This is a genomic window from Chitinophaga skermanii, from assembly GCF_003259335.1.
GTDB classification, from domain to species: Bacteria; Bacteroidota; Bacteroidia; order Chitinophagales; family Chitinophagaceae; genus Chitinophaga; species Chitinophaga skermanii.
Map to the genome: position 1 here is coordinate 1 of NZ_QLLL01000014.1, position 19,937 is coordinate 19,937.

Here is a 19,937-nt window from a genome sequence, read left to right on the forward strand (position 1 = left end):
TTCCCAAGGCGCTATTAATACAGGTAATTATAACATTACGCCAAGTGGATTCTCTTCTTCCAATTACATGCTTACATATGTAACCGGTACACTTACGATTAACCCCGCTAGTTTAACGGTGACTGCCATCGATGATACCAAAACATACAACGGCATTGCCTACAATGGTGGTAATGGCGTTACTTATACAGGCTTTGTAAACGGAGAGAATGCGACGGTTTTAGGTGGTACATTAACATACAGTGGTACCTCCCAAGGAGCAACCAATACAGGTAATTACCTCATTACCCCGGGCGGTTTAACATCGCCTAACTATACGATCAACTTCAATAACGGTACTTTACAAATTACCACGGCTACCTTAACAATCACTGCCACAAATGCTACCAAAGTATATGACGGCATTGCATACAATGGAGGTAACGGCGTAACGTATGCAGGTTTTGTAGGTACTGAAGATGAAACAATACTAGGTGGAACATTGGTTTACATGGGTACCTCCCAAGGTGCCGTAAATGCAGGTAATTATATTATTACACCAAGCGGTTACACATCTTCCAACTACAATATCACCTACACCAACGGTACCCTCGATATAACAAAAGCTGGTTTATCGATCACCGCAGATAATGCTAGTAAAAACTACGATGGCCAATTATACACAGGCTTCACGGCTAACTATACTGGTTTCCAGAATGGTGAAACAGCCGCTAATTTAACAGGTAGCTTAAGCTTCACAGGCAATGCAACAACCGCTGTAAACGCAGGTACTTACACGGTCACGCCAAGTGGTTATACATCTACCAACTACGATATTACTTACAATAACGGTACGCTTGTAATCGACCCAGTAGGCTTAACAGTTACAGCTACTGATGCAACAAAAACCTATGATGGCATAGCATACGCTGGAGGTAACGGCGTAACGTATACCGGTTTTGTGGGTAGTGAAGATGCAACTGTATTAGGTGGTACATTGAGCTATACCGGTACCTCACAAGGTGCCATTAATACAGGTAACTATGTGATTACGCCTAGCGGGTTCACTTCTTCCAACTACATTATTACATATACAAACGGTGCGCTTACTATCAACCCGGCTACGTTAAATGTAACGGCTGTGGATGATAATAAAGCATATGATGGTATCGCCTACAACGGGGGGAATGGCGCTACTTATACCGGCTTCGTGAATGGGGAAGGTGTCGCTATATTAAGTGGTACATTAGCTTATAACGGTACTTCTCAAGGCGCACAACACGTAGGTAATTACACGATTATCCCAAGCGGGTTAACTGCTGCCAACTACACCATTAACTACATCAATGGTAACTTGCAAATCACACCTGCTACCTTAACGATCACCGCTAATAACGATACAAAAAATTACGATGGCGTCGCTTATAACGGTGGTAACGGGGTTACATACAATGGTTTTGTAAACGGTGAAACAGCAAGCGTGTTAACAGGTACAATGGCCTACTTAGGTACTTCCCAAGGCGCTATTACACCAGGTACTTATACCATCACCCCAAGCGGCATAACGGCCCAAGATTATACAATCTCGTTTATCCCTGGTCAATTAGTAATCGATAAAGGAACCTTAACGATTACGGCGAATAACGCGCAAAAAACATACAACGCTATTGCTTACAATGGAGGTAATGGTGTAACCTACACAGGCTTCGTGAATGGAGATAATGCCGGTACTTTAAGTGGTACAATAACTTATAGCGGTACTTCCCAAGGTGCCATAAATGCAGGTAATTATATGATCACCCCAAGCGGTGTAACGTCTGCTTATTATAATATTGTATTCACTAACGGAACGCTTACCATCAACCGCGCACCGCTCACAATTACAGCAGAAGATAAACAACGCTGCGTTGGCTCCGCGAATCCTACATTCACCTTCAGCTTCAGCGGGTTTGTTGCAAACGAATCGCTCAGTGTACTTACTAGTATGCCAACGGCTACTTCAAGTGCTACAGCCGCATCTACGCCTGGTAATTATACAATTGTTCCGGCAGGTGCCCAAGCGAATAACTATACCATCACTTACGTGAATGGTAACTTAACGGTGATTGCTTCTCCTGTAAGTACCATGACGGCCCCACAAGGTCAACTCCTTTGCGGCCCAACTGCTTCGGTACAATTACAAGCATCCGGTAATTATACATTTACTTGGTACCTCAACAATGCCCAGTTACCAAATACGAACGGCACATTACAAGTGATGAATGAAGGTACCTACACCGCCATTGCTACCAACGCAAATGGTTGTGCTGCTACAGTTGCCAACAGTATCACGATCACTAAACGTTTAGCGCCAACGGCTAACTTTGTATTCGATTCTTATTGTATGGACAAGCCCGTTACGTTCATTAACCAAAGTAATGTGGCCAATAGCGGCCCTGTTACTTATACATGGAGTAGCAGCGAAGGACAATCCAGCTCGGCCGCGTCACCTCGCTTTACATACCCCATCCCGGGTATCTTCCATGTAACGTTAACGGTTACACCAAACGAGTGTCCTGCTTTAGCCACTACTACTTCCAAATCGGTAGCCATTGAAATGGCGATCCCGGCACAACGTTTAAAACAAGCGAGCGTAGTAGCGAATATGCCAGGAATGATCAAAGGCCGCCAATTCCCATTGGCAAATTATAACTGGTCGCCTATGGTTGGCCTATCAAGCACAACTGTATTCAACCCGTTTGCAACGCTTACCCAATCACAGGAATACACCATCGAAATGCAATTCCCTTCCGGTTGCGTTACCACCGACACCCTGTTCGTAGACGCCACCGCGAAAAGCACTTTCTACGTAGCTTCTGCCTTCACGCCGAATAACGACGGTAAAAACGATCTCTTACACGTAGTACCAAAAGGTGTAAAACAGCTTACTTTCTTTAAAGTATTCGATCGTTGGGGCAATGTAGTTTTTGAAACCCGCGATGCAGCACACGGCTGGGACGGTACTTTCAAAAGCTTAGAAGTGCCTACCGGCGCCTACATTTGGTTCGCCGAAGGGGTAGGTAGCGAAGGACAAGTAATCCAAGCAAAAGGCAACGTTACACTTATACGATAAAGCAAACTAGTACATAAACAAAAAGCGATCTCTTCATTCGTAAGAGATCGCTTTTTGCTTTTATTGATAAGTATCTATCTACTTAAATTTCCCATTTATACCCCGCAGCATATACTGTTTGCAGGTAGCTGTTACATCCTGCATCGTGTAATTTGCGCTTGAAGTTTTTAATATGCGCATACAAGAAGTTATAATCTTCCAACATACCCGCTATATCACCCGACAAGTGTTCGGCTAACGCGTTCTTAGAAATCACTTTATTCGCATTGCTCATAAAATAGAGGAGTAGGTCAAATTCCTTCCGCGTAAGGGGTACTACTTGTTCGTTAACAAGCACCGTTTGTGCCAATATATCAACTGTAATCTCGTGTTGCTTTACAATGTTGGAATTATTGAACTTACGGCGACGGATAATAGAAAATACCCTGGCCGACAATTCCGGCAAATGGAAAGGCTTCGCCAAGTAATCGTCTGCCCCGGCATGTAATGCTGCTACCTTGTGTTCAAAAGCATCCTTGGCAGAAATGATAATTAAGCCATCTTGTTTGTTTTGTCGTTTAATTTCTGCTAGCAATTGCATACCGTCGCCACCCGGTAATGTAAGGTCGAGGATAATACAATCGTATTCATAACTATTGATTTTGGTAAGCGCCGTTTGGAAGTTTCCCGCGTATTCACACAAATAATTTTCTCCTACCAGGTAACTCATAATGCTCTGCGCCAATTGAATTTCATCTTCTATTAAAAGCAACTTCATATCGTAAAACTCAAGTTGAATTCTGAATTAATTTTGAATAATAACTGTCGTTACAAGCAGTTTGTACTACTAATAAGTACGTAATGGGGAGATAAAAGGTTGCCTAACTCATTGAAAATTATAGGGTAATGGTTTTTTAAGGGGGTTTGTAATAATGATAGAAACGATGGGAAATCAATTCAGCATTCCCTCGTTTTTATTTCTTTTATGAGCCAATTTCCAGTTTGCATTGATCTTTCTTTGCAAAAATAATTTACACACCTTGAAAAAGCTATACATATTTCTCGTACTGCTCATGATGAGTGTACATCTTTTTGCACAAAGTGGATCGATCAAAGGAACGGTACACTCTGCCGATGGAAAACCAGCTGCTTTTGTGACGATTAGTATTAAGAATTCCCAAAAAGGAGCGTTCTCTGGTGAAGACGGCTCTTTTACAATTAAGAACGTAAAAGTTGGCCAACATACCTTGGTTATCTCTTACACGGGCGCCAAAACGCTCTTCCAAACGGTGACGGTTGAAGATGATAAAGTGTCAACCATTCAAATCGCCCTCCAAGAAACGGCTAGCCAATTGAACGAGGTGGTGGTGGAAGGTGCTAAAACACGTACCATCAATAAACGCCCCATCAGCATTGGTAAATTACCGGTTCCGGCAATGGACTTACCACAAGGTATTGCTATTATTGGTCATGAAATGCTCGAAAACCAACAAGTACAACGTTTAAGCGACGTAGTTAAAGATATAAACGGTGTGTACATGGCTTCTATGCGTGCCGGTACACAAGAAACCTTCAACGCCCGTGGTTACGGTTTCTCTAGCAGCAATATGTTCAAAAACGGTGCGCGCGTAAATTCTGGTGTAATGCCGGAAATGAGCTCACTTGAACGTGTTGAAATCCTAAAAGGCAGCGCCGCCATTTTATATGGTAACGTAGCCCCGGGTGCCGTAATGAACATGGTAACCAAGCAGCCGAAATTCAACTTCGGTGGCGAAGTAAACCTCCGCGCAGGTAGCTTCGGTTTATTCAAACCATCGGTAGATATTTACGGTCCTATTAACTCCCGCGTAGCCTACCGCGTAAACGGTACCTTCGAAACGGCCGATAGTTACCGCGACCAGGTTCATTCTAAACGTTACTACGTCAACCCATCTTTACTTTTCAAACTCAGCGACCGTACCGAGTTACTAGTACAAGGCGATTATTTGAAACACGATTTCACACCCGATTTTGGTATTGGTTCAATCAATAACACCAAAATTGCCGATGTGCCTAGAAATACATTCTTTGGTACACCTTGGCAATATGCCCATACGCAACAATCAACTGCCGGTGTAAACTTGAAACACAAGTTTAACGAAGGTTGGTCGTTGAATGCCATGGTTAGCTATCAAAACTACAACCGCGATTACTATTCTACGGAAAGAATCCAAGCCGATAGCACCGGTAAATGGGTACGTCCATTAAACAGGACTTACAATACGGAAGATTATTACGTAGCGCAAGTGGATATCAACGGTAAATTCAAAACCGGTAACGTTGAACACAACGTACTAGCAGGTGTTGATGCCGATCGTTATAACACCGTTGCTTATTCGTACAATCAGCCTACCACATACGATACCATCAATATCTTGGATCTTAGCAAATACAAACAACGCCAAGATATTCCCGATGCATCAAGAATTCGTAGCGTAACATCGCCTATTAGCCGTGTTGGTGTGTATGTACAAGACCTCGTGCGCATTACGCCGAAATTGAATGTATTGGCGGGTGTGCGTTATTCATACCTACAAAACGAAGCACCGGTAACAAAAGATTTGAAAACAGGTGCCGAAACAAAAGGTAAATCGAAGTACGACCAAGCATTTTCGCCACGTGTAGGTATCGTGTACAAAGTGAAACCTAACATGGCCTTCTTTGCCAGCTATTCGAATTCATTTACACCCAATAATGGTATCGATGTCGACAGTGCTAACTTAAAGCCTTCTATTATCGACCAGTATGAAATTGGTATGAAGAACGACTTCGTGAAAGGGAAATTGTCGGTGAACGTTACTGCGTACCGTATCAAAAACAATAACTATGCACAAACTGCGCCTTTCCAAAAAGATGGTGTTACACCTAACAACAATGCCAACCTTAAAGCGTTGATCGGCGAAACGTTGAGCCAGGGTGTAGAACTCGATATCAATGGTCATCCATTGCCAGGTTTGGATGTAATAGCGGGTTACAGCTACAATAATATCACAATTGAAGGTACATCCGATCGCACCGGCGGATCTACGAAGGGCGAACGTTTAGTGGGTAACCCCAATCATACAGCAAATGCAAGTGTATTCTATACTATTCAAAAAGCCAGCTTGAAAGGCTTGCGTTTTGGAGTAGGGTATTACTACATTGGTCAACGTTATGCAGGTTGGAACAACACAGTGAACCAAGCACAGAAATACAATAGGTTGATTTCTGTTCCTGGGTTCTCTACCCTCGATTTCACAGCAGGTTACTCTTTCAAACGTTTCTCTGTATTAGCGAAGGTTTCGAACATTACGAATACGTATAACTATTACGTGCATGAGAACTATAGCATTAACCCAATTCCGCCAACGCAAGTAACAGGAACGGTTGCCTATAAATTCTAATTTTTAGCAGGATACTTATGTCAATGATAGCCGCATGTTCGCAAGAGCATGCGGTTTTTTTAATGTATGCAGTACGCTGCTAACTTGTATACTGGAGGTTGAAAAATATAAGCATTTTCAACTGCTATTACTTACAGTGAAATAAATTTTTATAACAGGTTGATAATAATCCTTCTATAAGTTGGCTTCAGTAGGAGTATAATATCTTCTAATGTTCTCCCAATGTTCTCCTAATGTTCTTCCAATGTTCTCCCAATGTTTTTCCAATACCAGGGATATATATGGAACATGTTGCCGTACTATTGGAGAGGTAAGTTCCCTGTTGTTCTCCCTGTAAGTGTAAGTCGCCTGGTATACCTACTTCTGATACCTTCAGCTAGTTACAAGGTAGCTCCCATGTAATATTCATGTAAATCCACCTGCATACCATGTAATCGCCATGTAATTGTCTTATACTTCGCTTTGTTTACAGTGTATGAAGACTTGATGTTTACTTTGGAAAGCATGGGGTTTGAAGGAAAGGAGAGCAGGAGTTATGTTGAAACGGTTATCGATGAAATGAATAAGTGTATTATAGACGTTGTGAAAGCAGTGAAAGACCCGTAAAAGCACAAAAAAGGATGCATATGAGCAATGCATCCTTCCTTTGTATGAATTGTTGTGTTAAACTGCTTGTTGAACGAGCGCCGGTTTTTTCTTCTTTTTCCTTGTTCTATTAAGCCACATGATAGTACCAGTCGTTGGAAAGGTAGCACCTAGCAAGGCAAGTATAAAGGCAAAGATTTTAGAAGGCCAGCCGAAGATGGCGCCTGTATGAAGTGGTTTAATAGTAGCGCGGATTTTTTGACCACTCGTGCGCTCCGCGAAAGTTTGGGTTTTAATGATATGACCTTCGTATTGATCAATGAAATAAGTTGTTGTGGCATTTTCATGCAAAGCTTTCGGCGGCAATACGTTTACTTGGAATGCACCGGCCGAATCTTTAGGGGCAGATAAGGAATAGTAGATCCCATCTTGCGTTTGTGCCTGTACTATTCGAAGGGCATCTTCGTAATTAATTTCCCCCGGCGCCGTAGGACCAGAATTCGGTGGAGGCGTAGCCTTTGGAGATGTACCTAAGCTAGCATACAAGGCATTGTTAAACCAATCGAACGACCAAGTTAACCCTGTAAAAGCCGAAATAAATAAGAAGATGGATGTATAGAACCCGAAAACGACGTGTAAATCATTCGTTACTCTTTTCCAATTACCATCCCATTTCACCTTCAAACGCTGCTTTAAGATGTTGCGCGTTTTCGGCCACCACAGGATAAACCCTGTAATTAAGATGAACAAGAAAATGAAAGTGCTGATACCTGTAATTAACTTGCCGGTTTTGCCCGCTAATAACCAGCGGTGCAAAGAGAATATTTGATAATAGAATGATTCGGCGTAACTGTAAGATTCGATCATCTCACCCGTGTAAGGGTTCATGAAAGCAGTGCGTGTTTTAGCTTTTTCCTCTTTTTGTTCTTTAGGGCCCGTTCCTTTTTTCCCTTCTTTCGCTGGTTTACCCGCTTGCTTGGGTTTTTCTTTTTTGGCTTCTTCGTATTGAACTTGCACAGAACGCCCGGGATCTGCAAACAATTGCACACGGGTTATTTTAGTACCTGGGAAAGTTGCTTGTACTTTCGCTGCCAACACGTCTATCGAGAGGCGAGGGCCTGATGGTTTTACGTAGTAACGATCGTGGTGGGTGAGTTCTGTTAATTCTTTTTCAAATACCAATGCAGCGCCCGTTAAACAGCTAACAGAAATCACGAGGCCTGCCGCCAATCCTAAGTATAAATGAATACGTCTAAAGAAAATTTTCATACAGCTAATGAGTCGGAAGACACAAAGAAAAGAAAGCAGCATAACTTAATGATCTCGAAACGGGAATTTATTTTATTCAGAATTGCTAGTTGAAGGGTTTATAATAATTTGCATATTATCTATATACAAATTATAAAAATATATTATTTTGAATGAAAGCAGGGTTTTGTTCCCAATTGGATAACTGGTTCATTCATATTCATCTCGCTTCAAAGAAGGGTTACTACGAAAAGATTACATTTTTCTTTCTTATATTTGAGCAGCAAACCTAACTATTTTCTCATCGCTGTATGTACTAACATCATCAGCACAAAAGCATGTAAAATATCCTCTATAATCCTATTACCTTATGCGGAAACTTCTTACGTATTTACTTCTATTCTTATTGTTGGCTTGCAACACCAATAATTCGTTACAGATCAATAAAGATCATCTTGGCCCAACGTATGTTTGTGGCAAACTTAATCTCGATACACTTAAGTCAACTATCTACGACATAGACTCCATCACGTATGATAATGGTGATTGGTTTTCTTATAAATTCTACGAAAACGAAGACCGTCAATTCTGGGTATGTTTCGAAACCGCCGGAGAAAACAATAACATAATTCGCCTAACAACAAATAATCCTAAGTACGCCACCACCGAAGGCGTACACGTGGGCGACAAGCTCAGCGATATTGTAAAGAAGTACCCCTACCAAGTGCACTACGAAGCCGGTGTTGCCTTCCTTACACTCGAACAATCTGAAGTAACTGTACAATTTAACAATATGCTGAAAGGCTCTACAGAAGAACTAGAAGATGTATTATACGATGGTGAAACATCCACAACCGTCCTGTTGAAGTTGTTGAATGAAAATGCCGTGGTGGCAATTTTGGGGATTTCAAATTATTGTGGAGGCATATGAGTTTAACATTGCCAATTCACGGTCACAGCAAGAAATAGCTTGGAAAGTTTCAATTATTTGTTTGTTAAGTTCAATCTTCAACAGGAAGGATTGATAGTTTAAAATGAATATATACTTGTGTTAACGTTGTATTGTGAGGTGTTGATGTGTTTATCGAATTGAATAGATTTTATCGATGAGTATTTTTTTATTGCTTTGGTATTTTTATTAAAACCTAACTATACGAATCTAGTTTTTCTATGAAATATTCTTACCTCTTATAAGTTTACTAGAGTTTTCTTACGTGTAATCCTATACCATTGGATACAAATATTCATGGACAAATGATCACTATACTGCTATAGTTGATTTTGTTCCTAAAAATTAATTTACTAAATGGAAGAATTTTTATCGGTATCATTGTTTTTTCAGGATGAATTGTTGATTACATTAAATAATATATGGTTAGATCCATATGCACCTTCAACAAATAGAAAAATCGTTTTTCAAGGAGTAAGTGGTTTCCCAAATGCCTTTTGGGAAGGGAAAGAAATTTTAATTATCGTTGAAGTAATTAATAGAGAAAAAATCAGAGAGATTGCATCTTTCAATTTTCAAATTGAAATTACTAATACCATAGAGCTCGAGAATAATGTTAGTGGATGGTTTATAGATGGTGCAATTAGTGAAGTCAGTAAGCCTTATTATCAACCGCATGTTGATATTCTTATGCAATGGCAAAATGGAGAAAGTATTGACTGGTATAGTTTAAATTCAGACTCAAAATCTAACTACTTGGCGGCTTGTTTTTTTTATTCTGGATTAGATTTTAGATTGAAGAAGAAGAAGGAATTTGTCATTGATATGAGTAAAATCAAGGAGGAGTCTGATATTATTTATGAACTTTCTCAAGAAATGTTGGAGAATAGAGGATATATGGGAAAAGAATTATTTACTTTAATTGATTGTTTTTATTTAATGAATGACAGAAAGTTAAATGAAAATATACAAATCAAATTACTTAATTCGGCTTTGATTGATAAAAAATTGGGACAATCTTTTGTTAATTTGATTAGTAGAAATTTATTGGAAGCAGGCTTTCAAGTTGAGGTATACTAGTGTAGTATGAGCAAGAATGATGATTTAAAGTCATTCTTGCTTTTATCCGTATCCCCAAAACTTTCTCACCCCCAAATTCCTCCCACTTCTTATTTTAGCAACAGAATTACCAATACTTGCTAAATAACCATCATACATATTCCGACTTGGAATTGATCAGTCTACTCAAAAAAGTCAACATCGGAGCCTTCGATGCCATCTATTCACAGCATTGGGCGGCGATGTACCAGTCTGCCTTTTATTTGTTGAGAGACGAGGATGCGGTGATGGATATTGTGCAAGATATTTTTACTGGGCTATGGGAAAAGTGCCAGCAGCTAGATATCCAAGTGATGCTTGCTTACCTCCGTACTGCTGTACGTTTCAAAGTCGCTAATTATATCAAGGCAGGAAAAATCCACTCCTCCTTCTATACAGAACTCGCCGGGATCGACATGCCCAACACCCCCGGACCGCAAGATTTCCTAGAACTGAACGACCTTAAAACCATCATCCAATAGGTAGTCGGCGAAATGCCCGAGAAATGCCGCGAAATATTCCTCCTCAGCCGCGACGGGCAGCTCAGTAACCAACAAATTGCCGACCTATTAGGCATATCCATCAAAACTGTGGAAGCGCAAAAGACCATCGCACTTAAACGCATAAGAATGAAAAAGTCCCAATTTACTTTAATTTCGGTTTAAATATAATGATGACAAATCAAAAAGATGATGAAACAGCTAATAGTATTGAACCGAAGGAGAAAGGGTAGTATCATAGCCTTATGTATTGTAATTTTCTTTGCTTATTTGTTCATGTCAACTCGTGGTAAAACAGATGGAAGGCAAATTTTTGACAGTAATAAGAAATCCTTTGATAAAGTAGTTTCGATAGCAGATTCTATTATTAGTTTATTCCCTGGATGTTATTCCTTTAGGTTTTTAATTACAAGTAAATACATGTACCAGGTTTGCGATTCTGTTAAGCCAAACGTTGTTAAATTACCAGGGGAATATTTGGCGACACAGGATGAAGGATTTATTCGTGAGTTTATGCGCGAATGTCATATCAATATTATTAAGGTTAAAGATGGTCGTGTAGAATTTATATTCGATGACTCAGAACCTGGTAGAATAATTTATTCACGATTTAAGTACGGAGATTTCAAGGAAAATAGCATAGGAGGGAAATACTTGTTTTTTACTGATAAGGAATACAATTCAAATTAATAATATTTTAATGGTTGTTAATAAACACCACAAATCGCTTTACGATTCAATGCCAGCCATATTTCTTATTAGATCCCTTCTTGCCCTACAGCAAGAGGGGATTTTTTTTATCAAATTCTTCCTGCCATAGCAGCGACTTTTCAAAGCTTTTTTCAAATTTCCCCGCATATTTATTTTCCTTGCTTGAAATGTATTACTTTCATTACCGGAACACCATATTATAACAAGGAAATTATACAACGATGAACTTTTCTGTACAACCCACATTAGAAAACGATATTGCTATCTTGTATCCCCTACAAGCAGACGACTTCGAAGCTTTATTTGCCGTAGCTTCCGATCCAAAAGTATGGGAGCAGCATCCTAATAAGGACCGTTATAAAAGAGATATATTTATGAATTTCTTTGATGGCGCTTTAAAGAGCGGAGGAGCATTTAAAGTTGTAGAGAAGGCTAGTGGCCAGGTATGTGGCAGCAGCCGTTTTTATGATTACAATGAAGCAGAGAACAGCATATTTGTTGGCTACACATTTTACGGTACAGCTTTTTGGGGTAAAGGATTAAATCCATCGGTTAAAAAGTTAATGCTAGATTATATTTTCCAGTATGTAGATAAAGTATTATTCCATATCGGGGCCGATAATATTCGTTCTCAAATTGCCATTGGTCGTATTGGTGCAAAGAAAATCGGGGAAGAAGAGGTCGCTTATTTTGGAGAACCTTCACGACTAAATTTTGTGTATGCGGTTGAGAAGAAAGATTGGTTGAAATAAGTATCGTTTTCGTAATGGAGGATGTTTGTTAACTGGCCAGGACGAAGGCTGATGATTGTTTGTGTTTACAGTTGAATGAACCCGCGGTTTTGTGATGCCACGACGAACAATTCGTCGTGATGACTTGTTATAGAAAGTATTAATATATGCATTAAAACCAATATCATGAAACTGTTTCTAAGTCAACTATTATTATGTCTCGTACTGTCGACTACTATGTTTGCCCAAACAGCTCCCGTAAAGTATGATGTAATACAGAAAACCAACGGGGAGGAAATGAAAGGGAAAGTAATGGAAATGAATGATACAGAAGTGAAATTTACCTATGCAGGAGAAACCCTTTTGTACACGATTAAAAAATCCGATATTCAAAAAATTACCTTCGGTAGCGGTAGAGTAGAAGTAATCAATGCCCCCACTTCAACACCTGCCACCGACCCAACTACACCAGCGCTACCCGCAACACCCAATGTAGATCCCCGGAACCGCGTAGCCATTTTGCCATTTACCGTAATACACGACGGTCAAGATGCCCCGCAAGATGTAAGCTTTCAAATACAATCTGAAGCCTATCATTTCCTGAATAAGCACGCTGGTGTATATACACTCGTAGATCCACGCACGGTAAATGTAGCCCTCAATAAAGCCGGCATTACAAAAGCCACCTTTATGAACTATAGCATGGATGAAATTGCCAACGCACTAGGCGTAGAATACGTGGTAATTGGTACCGTAAGTGTAAATAGAACTTCTGCCACTACCTACGGTTCAAGTACGTATAACGATAAAGAGAATAAAGACAAGAATAAGAAATCGGGTTCGGAAAGCACCTATGCTACCAGCACCCAGAACTATAGTAGTAAAACTGAAATCAGCATTTACAATAATAAAGGTCAAACTATTTCCAATCAAAACCGCAACTCGATGTTAAATACACAAGATGCTTATCATTCCACCTTGGAATATTTGCTGAAACGTTGCCCCTTGTATACGAAATAGTTGACAGTATCTATAGCCAATATGTACATGAAGTTTATTAATCGTCTCATCATTCTATTATGTTTGGCATTGCCCGTAGCCGGGCAAGATTCCACCTCGCGCTTAATGCAAACCTTGCAACAATTAAGCACAAAGGAATCGCGTGAAAGCATAGATAAATATAAACAACAACGTATATCGGTGCAACAATCCCAAACGCTCGACGAGCTAAAGGTGGTTACACAAAGAACGAAGTTGTTTCTGAAAAGCGGTATTGATTCCTTGGCAATACGTCATGATATTAAGTTGGTGACAGACGATTTTAAGATATTGCAAGTGGGAGTGCTGTACGATAAGGAAAGCACGATTTCTCAACGTAACTACACCGTTTCTGCCGTTATTCTTTCAGAACTCATCAATTTAACAGCAGATCATAAGGAGCATGTCGATGCATATGTACATGTATTGGTACAATATCGAAGCCGCATAGATTCTTTATCGAGCGATTCAACACTTTTTGTATTTAGTAGCGATTCTGCGAAAGCGGTTAAATATCTCAAACGATTAGCCATCGCGGCACGCGAAATCAGTCCTATTGATAGTGCCGTTGATAAACACTTAGGGAATCTCCAAGAAATAGGTACTACCTTGGATCAACTCCTGTTCGAATTAAGATTAGCTGGTGAAGAAATCGAAGTACACCGTGCAAACCTATCTAAACATACGATGCACCGCGAGTTTCCTAACCTGTTGGCCAGTGGTGGTAATTATAGACCATTGGGGAGAATCGTGCAAATATCCTATGCAAAAGAACAACTCGCCTGGAAGTTTTATTTACAAGACAATAAAGGCAAGCTTTTGTTATGGCTTGTATTGATTGTTATGTCGAGCATCTTTCTCTATACCTTACGCAAGAAGTATAGAGCCGAGCACCCCTTGCAAGAGGAAGCCAAAGAACAACTCGTTATTCGCTACCCAATATTAACTGCCATCGTTATCGTGAGCAGTATTTATCAATTCGTGTTTATTGATGCCCCCTTTATTTTTAGTTGTGGGAATTGGTGGATATGTGCCATTTGTTTGGCCATCATATTTAAAAACCACATCACTTCTTATTGGTGGCGTTTTTGGGTAGGCTTAGTATGCTTATTTACACTCGCTTGCTTCGATAATTTGATTTTACTGGCATCGCTGACCGAACGCTGGTGCATATTTTTGTTAGCAGCGATTGGCGCGGTATTTAGTGCTGTTTATTTAATCAACAACAAACGGCACGAGTTGCGCGAGAAACGCATCCTATACTTTATCGCGGTGATGGGTATGGCACAGGTAATTTCAATCGGGTTTAACCTATTGGGGCGATATAACCTGTCTAAAACCTTCATGACAAGCGGGTTTATTGGATTAGTGATTGCGATTCTTTTCTTATGGACCATCCGCTTCATTAATGAAGGATTAAAAATAGCCTCGCTTATTTATAAGCGCCCCGACAAGCAATTACTATACATCAACTTTGATAAAGTGGGAGAAAAGGCGCCTTCCATCTTCTACGTGTTGTTGGTAGTAGGTTGGTTTATCCTAATGGGCCGTAATTTCTACGGCTTTAGGCAATTCACGGTTCCGTTCAATAATTTCCTAAACCAAGAACGAACAGTAGGGGATTACACCTTTACAGTAAACGGCCTCTTTGTATTTGTATTGATCTTTATCTGCGCCATGGTGCTATCGAAATTGATAAGCTTTTTTGCCTATGATCATAGTACGCCGCAAAGCCCCAATAACAACCAAAAACGCGTTGCGCTGGGAAGCTGGTTGTTGCTGGTGCGCATATTCGTTATTAGTACAGGTTTGTTCTTAGCCATTGCAGCTTCTGGTATACCGCTCGATAAAATCACAATTATTCTAGGAGCATTAAGTGTGGGTATAGGCTTAGGTTTACAATCGTTGGTAACTAACCTCGTTAGCGGGTTGATTATTGCCTTTGAGAAGCCTGTTAACGTAGGTGATTATATTGAGGTAAATGGGAAAGCCGGTACCATGAAAGAGATCGGTTTTAGAAGTAGCGTAGTAACCTTGTTAGATGGCGCCAACTTAGTCATCCCCAATGGCGATTTGTTAAAAGATCAATTGGTGAATTGGTCATTGTCGAAGAATAATAGGAGAGTTCATATCCCGGTAGGCGTTGCTTATGGTACGGATTTAGAAAAGGCACAGGCTGTGTTAATGACTATTCTACAAAAGGATGAACGCGTATTGGGATATCCAGCACCCCTTGTCATAGCACAACGATTCGGTGAAAGCTCCATTGATTTGGAAATGATGTTTTGGATTCATCATTGGCGAGATACATTTAGTGTTACAAATGATATGATATTGGCTGTTGATCGTGAATTTAAACAAGCTGGCATCGAGATCCCATTCCCGCAGCAAGACCTTCACATTATTCAACAGCAAAAAAATGAACCATCACAATAAATAGAACCAGTTATGAAAAACCTATTCATTGCAAGTGTATTGGGTTGGGCGATATCAGCCATGGCTTGTCAACCCAGCCAACAAAAACCACAAGCCGACTCGCTTCCTCCAAAAGAAGATGGAGCAATAGTAGTACCTCCTGTAGACTCGTCCGTTTTAATAGAACCTTCGCGGGCCTTGGATGAAGCGGTTGTAACGATGATTAAGAACAATTTGGAAAAGAAATATGCGAACGACTTGGCCAAACAATTACTAGATTCTACAAGCCGTAGTTTCTACGCCGAAGCATACGATGTAAACGACGATGGCAACAAGGAAATTTTTGTGAGCTTAATGGGGCCTTATTTCTGTGGATCAGGCGGCTGTAATGTATTATTGCTAAAAAGTAATGGTGAACGCATCACGGATTTTACAGTTACGGCTACACCTATTATCGTTAGTAATACCAGTTCTCATAAATGGAAAGATTTAATCATTGAAAGCGGTGGCAAAAAACACCTTGTGAAGTTCAATGGGAAGAATTATCCATCCAATCCAAGTGTGCAACCGGTCTATAAAGAAACAGTAAGTGATACCTTACCGAAGGTACTTGACATTGCTCATCACACTTATCCAAAGTATACATTCTAATAGTATATAAAAAGAAGGTGCTACAAAGCATGCAGCACCTTCTTGTAATTTTTATTTACTTTCTTGCTCAATGGGTAGATCTTTTGGAAGCATCACCTCTGCCTCGTTTACATCCTCGTATTTAATATTGGTCGCCGTACATTGCATACGGTTCGTTTCGAAAGCTAATACAGCGCCATAAGGCGAATAGATACCAATTACGCCGCCTTGGAAAGGTAATTGATCTGTTACCCAAAGCGTGGTTTTGTCGTTGTTGTTTTTAACTGTAATTTCTTTACAAACAAAACCTAGAATCGTTTTTGTTTTAGTACCTACTTTGTATTTCTCGTTATCTGTTGAAGCGTTGTAAGGCTTCTGTATCAATTTCTTTTTACCATTACCATCTTGTTGTAAGCTATATACCGATGTGGTGGCTGGGTCAATATACCTAGCTATATCTTGCCCGCTACCTGCACGAAGTGTCATGCGTGTATTGCCCTCTTCCGATTCCATGTCTTTCGGGCCAGGCATAACTGTTTTAGCATGGCTCCCATTGAAATAAAGCGTAGCTTCTGTTGTAGCGGTGGCCGGCAGAATATCCTTGAATTGTTGTTGATCTGGACGTAAGGAAGCATGTACATTAATGGTAATATCGTAACTAATTTTACCAGATTTCTGTTGTTGTGCTTGTGCCATTTGTAAGCAGAGTAGGCCCGCTACTAAAAATGTTAACTTTTTCATGTTGTATTATGATTTAATCTTTTTGAATTGCCTGAATTTGTATACCCCGCTCAGCATAAAGTACCTACCCAATGCATTATTGCGACGATCTTCAATAAACCCGTTCCCCATAATGCGGGTAAGCCCAGCGTTCTTATTCATCACATCTTTCGCATCAAAACGAAGACTAAATGATTTTCCTACCTCTTTCTGTAAAGCCAAACTCAACAAAGGAATCGTTTGGTTATAGCCATTACTAAGTCCTAATGTGCTATACGCCTCGAATGAGGTTTCAAACGTGGTACGATAGGGTAGCATGTGAATGGTTTCAATACTATAGTTCAATAACCAACTGGTTTGCGGTTGAATGCTCGCCATTGTTAATTGCCTGTTATACCAAGTGGCATTGAACTTACCGTGCACGCTGGTTTTGTAACCGAAGTAATAATTCATATCCATACCGGGTCGCAAAGTGAATGCCTTGCTAATAGTGGCAATGCCATTATTAAAAATCGTTTGATATTGATAGCCTGTTTGCAGCTCCGTATTCATATTGGAGCCGTTGTTTTTCAAACGGAAGCTTTTACCCAGGGTAAGTGAAGCACTGTAATTCCCTTTTACGTTCGTAGGCATTACGTATTGTACCCCGCTTTGCAAATCAATACTGGTGCTATCGGTTACTTGGCTATTGTAGTAACGAACATCCCCTACAGCAAACAAACTATTGCCGGTACCGGTATCGAACTGCCGGAAATGTACACTCCAAGCATGCAAACGAATAGGCTTAAGCGCAGGATTACCATTGCGTATGTAAAGCGGGTCGCTTTTGTCGGGCAGTGCTTGTAAGTACTGCATGGCGGGTAAAGTAGTGGTATAGTTATACTTGAAACGTAGTTTTCTGCGTGGATCAAACTTGTATTCTGCTAACACTTCAGGTGCAAACGCGTGAAACTTTTGGGCGATGGTATAGTCCTTAGTGGCGGAAGTACCTCTTAAATCGTTCACTAAGTACCCCGCATCCATGGTAAGCTGTAGCTTTTGCCATTGCCCGGCAAAGGAAACTTTCGCGAGGTTTTGCCATTGATTCGTTTGTAAAACATCGCTTAATTGGGGATCGATTTTTTCTTTTAGTTGGTCGCGTATTTGGATATTGTATTCCCCGCGGTTAAAATAGATTTTATCGCCAATTTGAAGGTATGTTTTCTTGGATAGTGGCATTGTGAAAACGCCGTTGGCACTCAAACTTTTCTGCTCGCTTTTATTCATTTGCAGTTGAGCAATTTCCTTTTGTTGTTCGCCACTCGGCAAGTTGTAAAAGGTACTTTTTGAAGCATTCTCTTGCGTTTGATCGAATGTGTACCATTCGGGTTTCACCTGCAGTAAAAGCGAATAACCAGGTGTGGCAAAGCGATGGCGTGCTAATATTTCGGCACTGCCTAATGTGTGCCGCGCTTTGGTATGGTTGGCCAATTGCCCATCATTGAGTATGGCTTTATTTAAACTTAACGACTGAAAATTTCGCGTAAGATGGTTTTCACTTGTTGTAAGATCTATATGCGGCGACACTTTAATGCTGTTGCGTTGGTTGATTTTCCAATCTGCACTAGCATCAACCCGTTGGTTGGTTTGCTGTTGTTGAGTAGAACCGTTTTGTAAGTAACGGTAACTTGTATCAACTAACTGGAATAATTTATCGTTGCTATATTGATTAGTGGTATTGGATGTGTTGAAGAAATAACTACTACGCCATTTGAGATTCGTCCAGTCGTTGTTAAAATTCGCCCCACCGTATTTCGTATCCGTTAGGCCAATTGGTCGGGCCATTTCTGCCAATTCGCTGGGGTCGCCTTCAATCCGTACACCTTTCATACGCATAAGTTCGGAAATAGCAGCAGGCGGTAGGTTGCGGAACATCGTAGGATTTGTACCGGCTAATCGAATCAACTCCGCTGCGCTGAAGCCCGATTTGTTCACGTTGTTTCCCTTCAATAACAACGACAATTGCATATCATCCAACAAGCTGTTCGCATTTATCCCCGCATCGTAACGCTCATTTGTACCGATACCACCGTGAACATTCCCAAAGATGCCACGCTTGCTATTTTTCTTTGTAACGAGGTTGATCGTTTTCACTTGTTGACCATCGTTCACTCCTGTAAACTCGGCCATGTCACTTTGTTTGTCGAGAACTTGTACCTTATCGATCATATTGGCCGGTAAATTCCGGGAGGCAATAGCAGGGTCGTTCCCGAAGAATTCTTTCCCGTCCACAAGTATCCTTTGTACAGTTTCTCCTTGGGCCTTAATAGTGCCATCTTTCTCCACTTGTACCCCGGGCAACTTACGTAGTAACTCATCTACAACAGCATTTTCCCGTGTTTTAAATTTATTGGCATTGTATTCTACCGTATCGCCTTTCATAGAAACCGGCGGTGTATTATCTACAATCGTTACCCCGTTCAACTGCACTACTTTATCGATATCCAATTCCATTGTTGGCGGTAAAGCCGGGTACTTACCTGTATTACTACTAAACCTTTGCAATAAAGGTTTATAACCCGCGATGCTCATTGCTAAAACGTAATCACCGTTTTGTAACGTTGCATGTAAACGGCCTGTTGAATCGGTAAAACCTTGTGCAATGGGTACGAGCAATGTATCTTGTATGCGCGAAATTCGGAATGGCTGGAAGGAGGCGCTAGTTGGTTGCTTGGGCGTGATGATTTTAGTTTGTATAGCCTGTTGACCATACAAGGGTATAAAGCAAACGGTAAAAAGAAGTGTAATAAATGTAATCCTGGCGTTCATGGTTTATTGCAT

16 protein-coding genes are annotated in these 19,937 nt (G+C 40.5%); 12 read left to right on the forward strand and 4 right to left on the reverse strand.

Annotation, left to right across the window (positions count from 1 at the left end; all coding sequences use genetic code 11):
• Positions 1–3,091: MBG domain-containing protein (locus LX64_RS24490; RefSeq protein WP_148707453.1), on the forward strand; the 3,091-nt coding region annotated here is incomplete at its 5' end.
• 82 nt (positions 3,092–3,173) lie between these two features.
• On the opposite strand, the gene LX64_RS24495 is transcribed toward LX64_RS24490, so the two are convergent.
• Entirely contained in the window at positions 3,174–3,848 is a 675-nt protein-coding gene (locus LX64_RS24495; protein WP_111600345.1) for a response regulator transcription factor, read from the reverse strand.
• Between the two features lie 262 nt (positions 3,849–4,110).
• Between LX64_RS24495 and LX64_RS24500 the strand changes: the two genes are divergently transcribed.
• A complete protein-coding gene (locus LX64_RS24500; RefSeq protein WP_245952821.1) occupies positions 4,111–6,492 on the forward strand; it encodes a TonB-dependent receptor in 2,382 nt (793 codons plus the stop codon).
• Between the two features lie 462 nt (positions 6,493–6,954).
• Positions 6,955–7,098, forward strand: coding sequence for a hypothetical protein (locus tag LX64_RS26110; RefSeq protein ID WP_158538728.1), 144 nt, complete (start codon positions 6,955–6,957; stop codon positions 7,096–7,098).
• Positions 7,099–7,155: 57 nt separating this feature from the next.
• Here the strand turns inward: LX64_RS26110 and LX64_RS24505 are convergent, their stop codons facing one another.
• A complete protein-coding gene (locus tag LX64_RS24505; RefSeq protein WP_158538729.1) occupies positions 7,156–8,346 on the reverse strand; it encodes a PepSY-associated TM helix domain-containing protein in 1,191 nt (396 codons plus the stop codon).
• A 349-nt stretch (positions 8,347–8,695) separates the two neighbouring features.
• Here LX64_RS24505 and LX64_RS24510 point away from each other — a divergent pair, with 349 nt between their 5' ends.
• The 9 genes from LX64_RS24510 (at position 8,696) to LX64_RS24550 (ending at position 16,418) form a co-directional block, all read left to right on the forward strand.
• Entirely contained in the window at positions 8,696–9,256 is a 561-nt protein-coding gene (locus LX64_RS24510; protein ID WP_148707454.1) for a hypothetical protein, read from the forward strand.
• Between the two features lie 375 nt (positions 9,257–9,631).
• A complete protein-coding gene (locus tag LX64_RS24515) occupies positions 9,632–10,354 on the forward strand; it encodes a hypothetical protein (protein ID WP_111600349.1) in 723 nt (240 codons plus the stop codon).
• A gap of 146 nt (positions 10,355–10,500) precedes the next feature.
• Positions 10,501–10,854, forward strand: a complete 354-nt coding sequence (locus LX64_RS24520) for an RNA polymerase sigma factor (protein WP_148707455.1) — start codon at positions 10,501–10,503, stop codon at positions 10,852–10,854.
• Between the two features lie 12 nt (positions 10,855–10,866).
• Entirely contained in the window at positions 10,867–11,037 is a 171-nt protein-coding gene (locus LX64_RS26525; protein WP_111600351.1) for a sigma factor-like helix-turn-helix DNA-binding protein, read from the forward strand.
• A 24-nt stretch (positions 11,038–11,061) separates the two neighbouring features.
• Positions 11,062–11,562, forward strand: coding sequence for a hypothetical protein (locus LX64_RS24530; RefSeq protein ID WP_111600352.1), 501 nt, complete (start codon positions 11,062–11,064; stop codon positions 11,560–11,562).
• A 242-nt stretch (positions 11,563–11,804) separates the two neighbouring features.
• Positions 11,805–12,335: a GNAT family N-acetyltransferase gene (locus LX64_RS24535; RefSeq protein ID WP_111600353.1), complete on the forward strand. Its 531-nt coding sequence runs from the start codon at positions 11,805–11,807 to the stop codon at positions 12,333–12,335.
• 165 nt (positions 12,336–12,500) lie between these two features.
• Positions 12,501–13,334: a hypothetical protein gene (locus LX64_RS24540; protein WP_148707456.1), complete on the forward strand. Its 834-nt coding sequence runs from the start codon at positions 12,501–12,503 to the stop codon at positions 13,332–13,334.
• A gap of 27 nt (positions 13,335–13,361) precedes the next feature.
• Complete coding sequence (locus LX64_RS24545; protein WP_158538730.1) at positions 13,362–15,788, forward strand: mechanosensitive ion channel family protein; 2,427 nt, start codon at positions 13,362–13,364, stop codon at positions 15,786–15,788.
• Between the two features lie 12 nt (positions 15,789–15,800).
• Positions 15,801–16,418 (forward strand): hypothetical protein, encoded by a 618-nt coding sequence (locus tag LX64_RS24550; protein WP_111600356.1) that lies wholly within the window; start codon positions 15,801–15,803, stop codon positions 16,416–16,418.
• Between the two features lie 51 nt (positions 16,419–16,469).
• Here the strand turns inward: LX64_RS24550 and LX64_RS24555 are convergent, their stop codons facing one another.
• Together LX64_RS24555 and LX64_RS24560 are read right to left on the reverse strand one after the other, a co-directional pair.
• Positions 16,470–17,138, reverse strand: a complete 669-nt coding sequence (locus tag LX64_RS24555; RefSeq protein WP_148707457.1) for a DUF4412 domain-containing protein — start codon at positions 17,136–17,138, stop codon at positions 16,470–16,472.
• Positions 17,139–17,144: 6 nt separating this feature from the next.
• Positions 17,145–19,925 carry an outer membrane beta-barrel protein gene (locus tag LX64_RS24560; RefSeq protein WP_111600358.1) on the reverse strand — a complete coding sequence of 927 codons (2,781 nt, stop codon included), beginning with the start codon at positions 19,923–19,925 and terminating at the stop codon, positions 17,145–17,147.
• Positions 19,926–19,937: the final 12 nt, after the last annotated feature.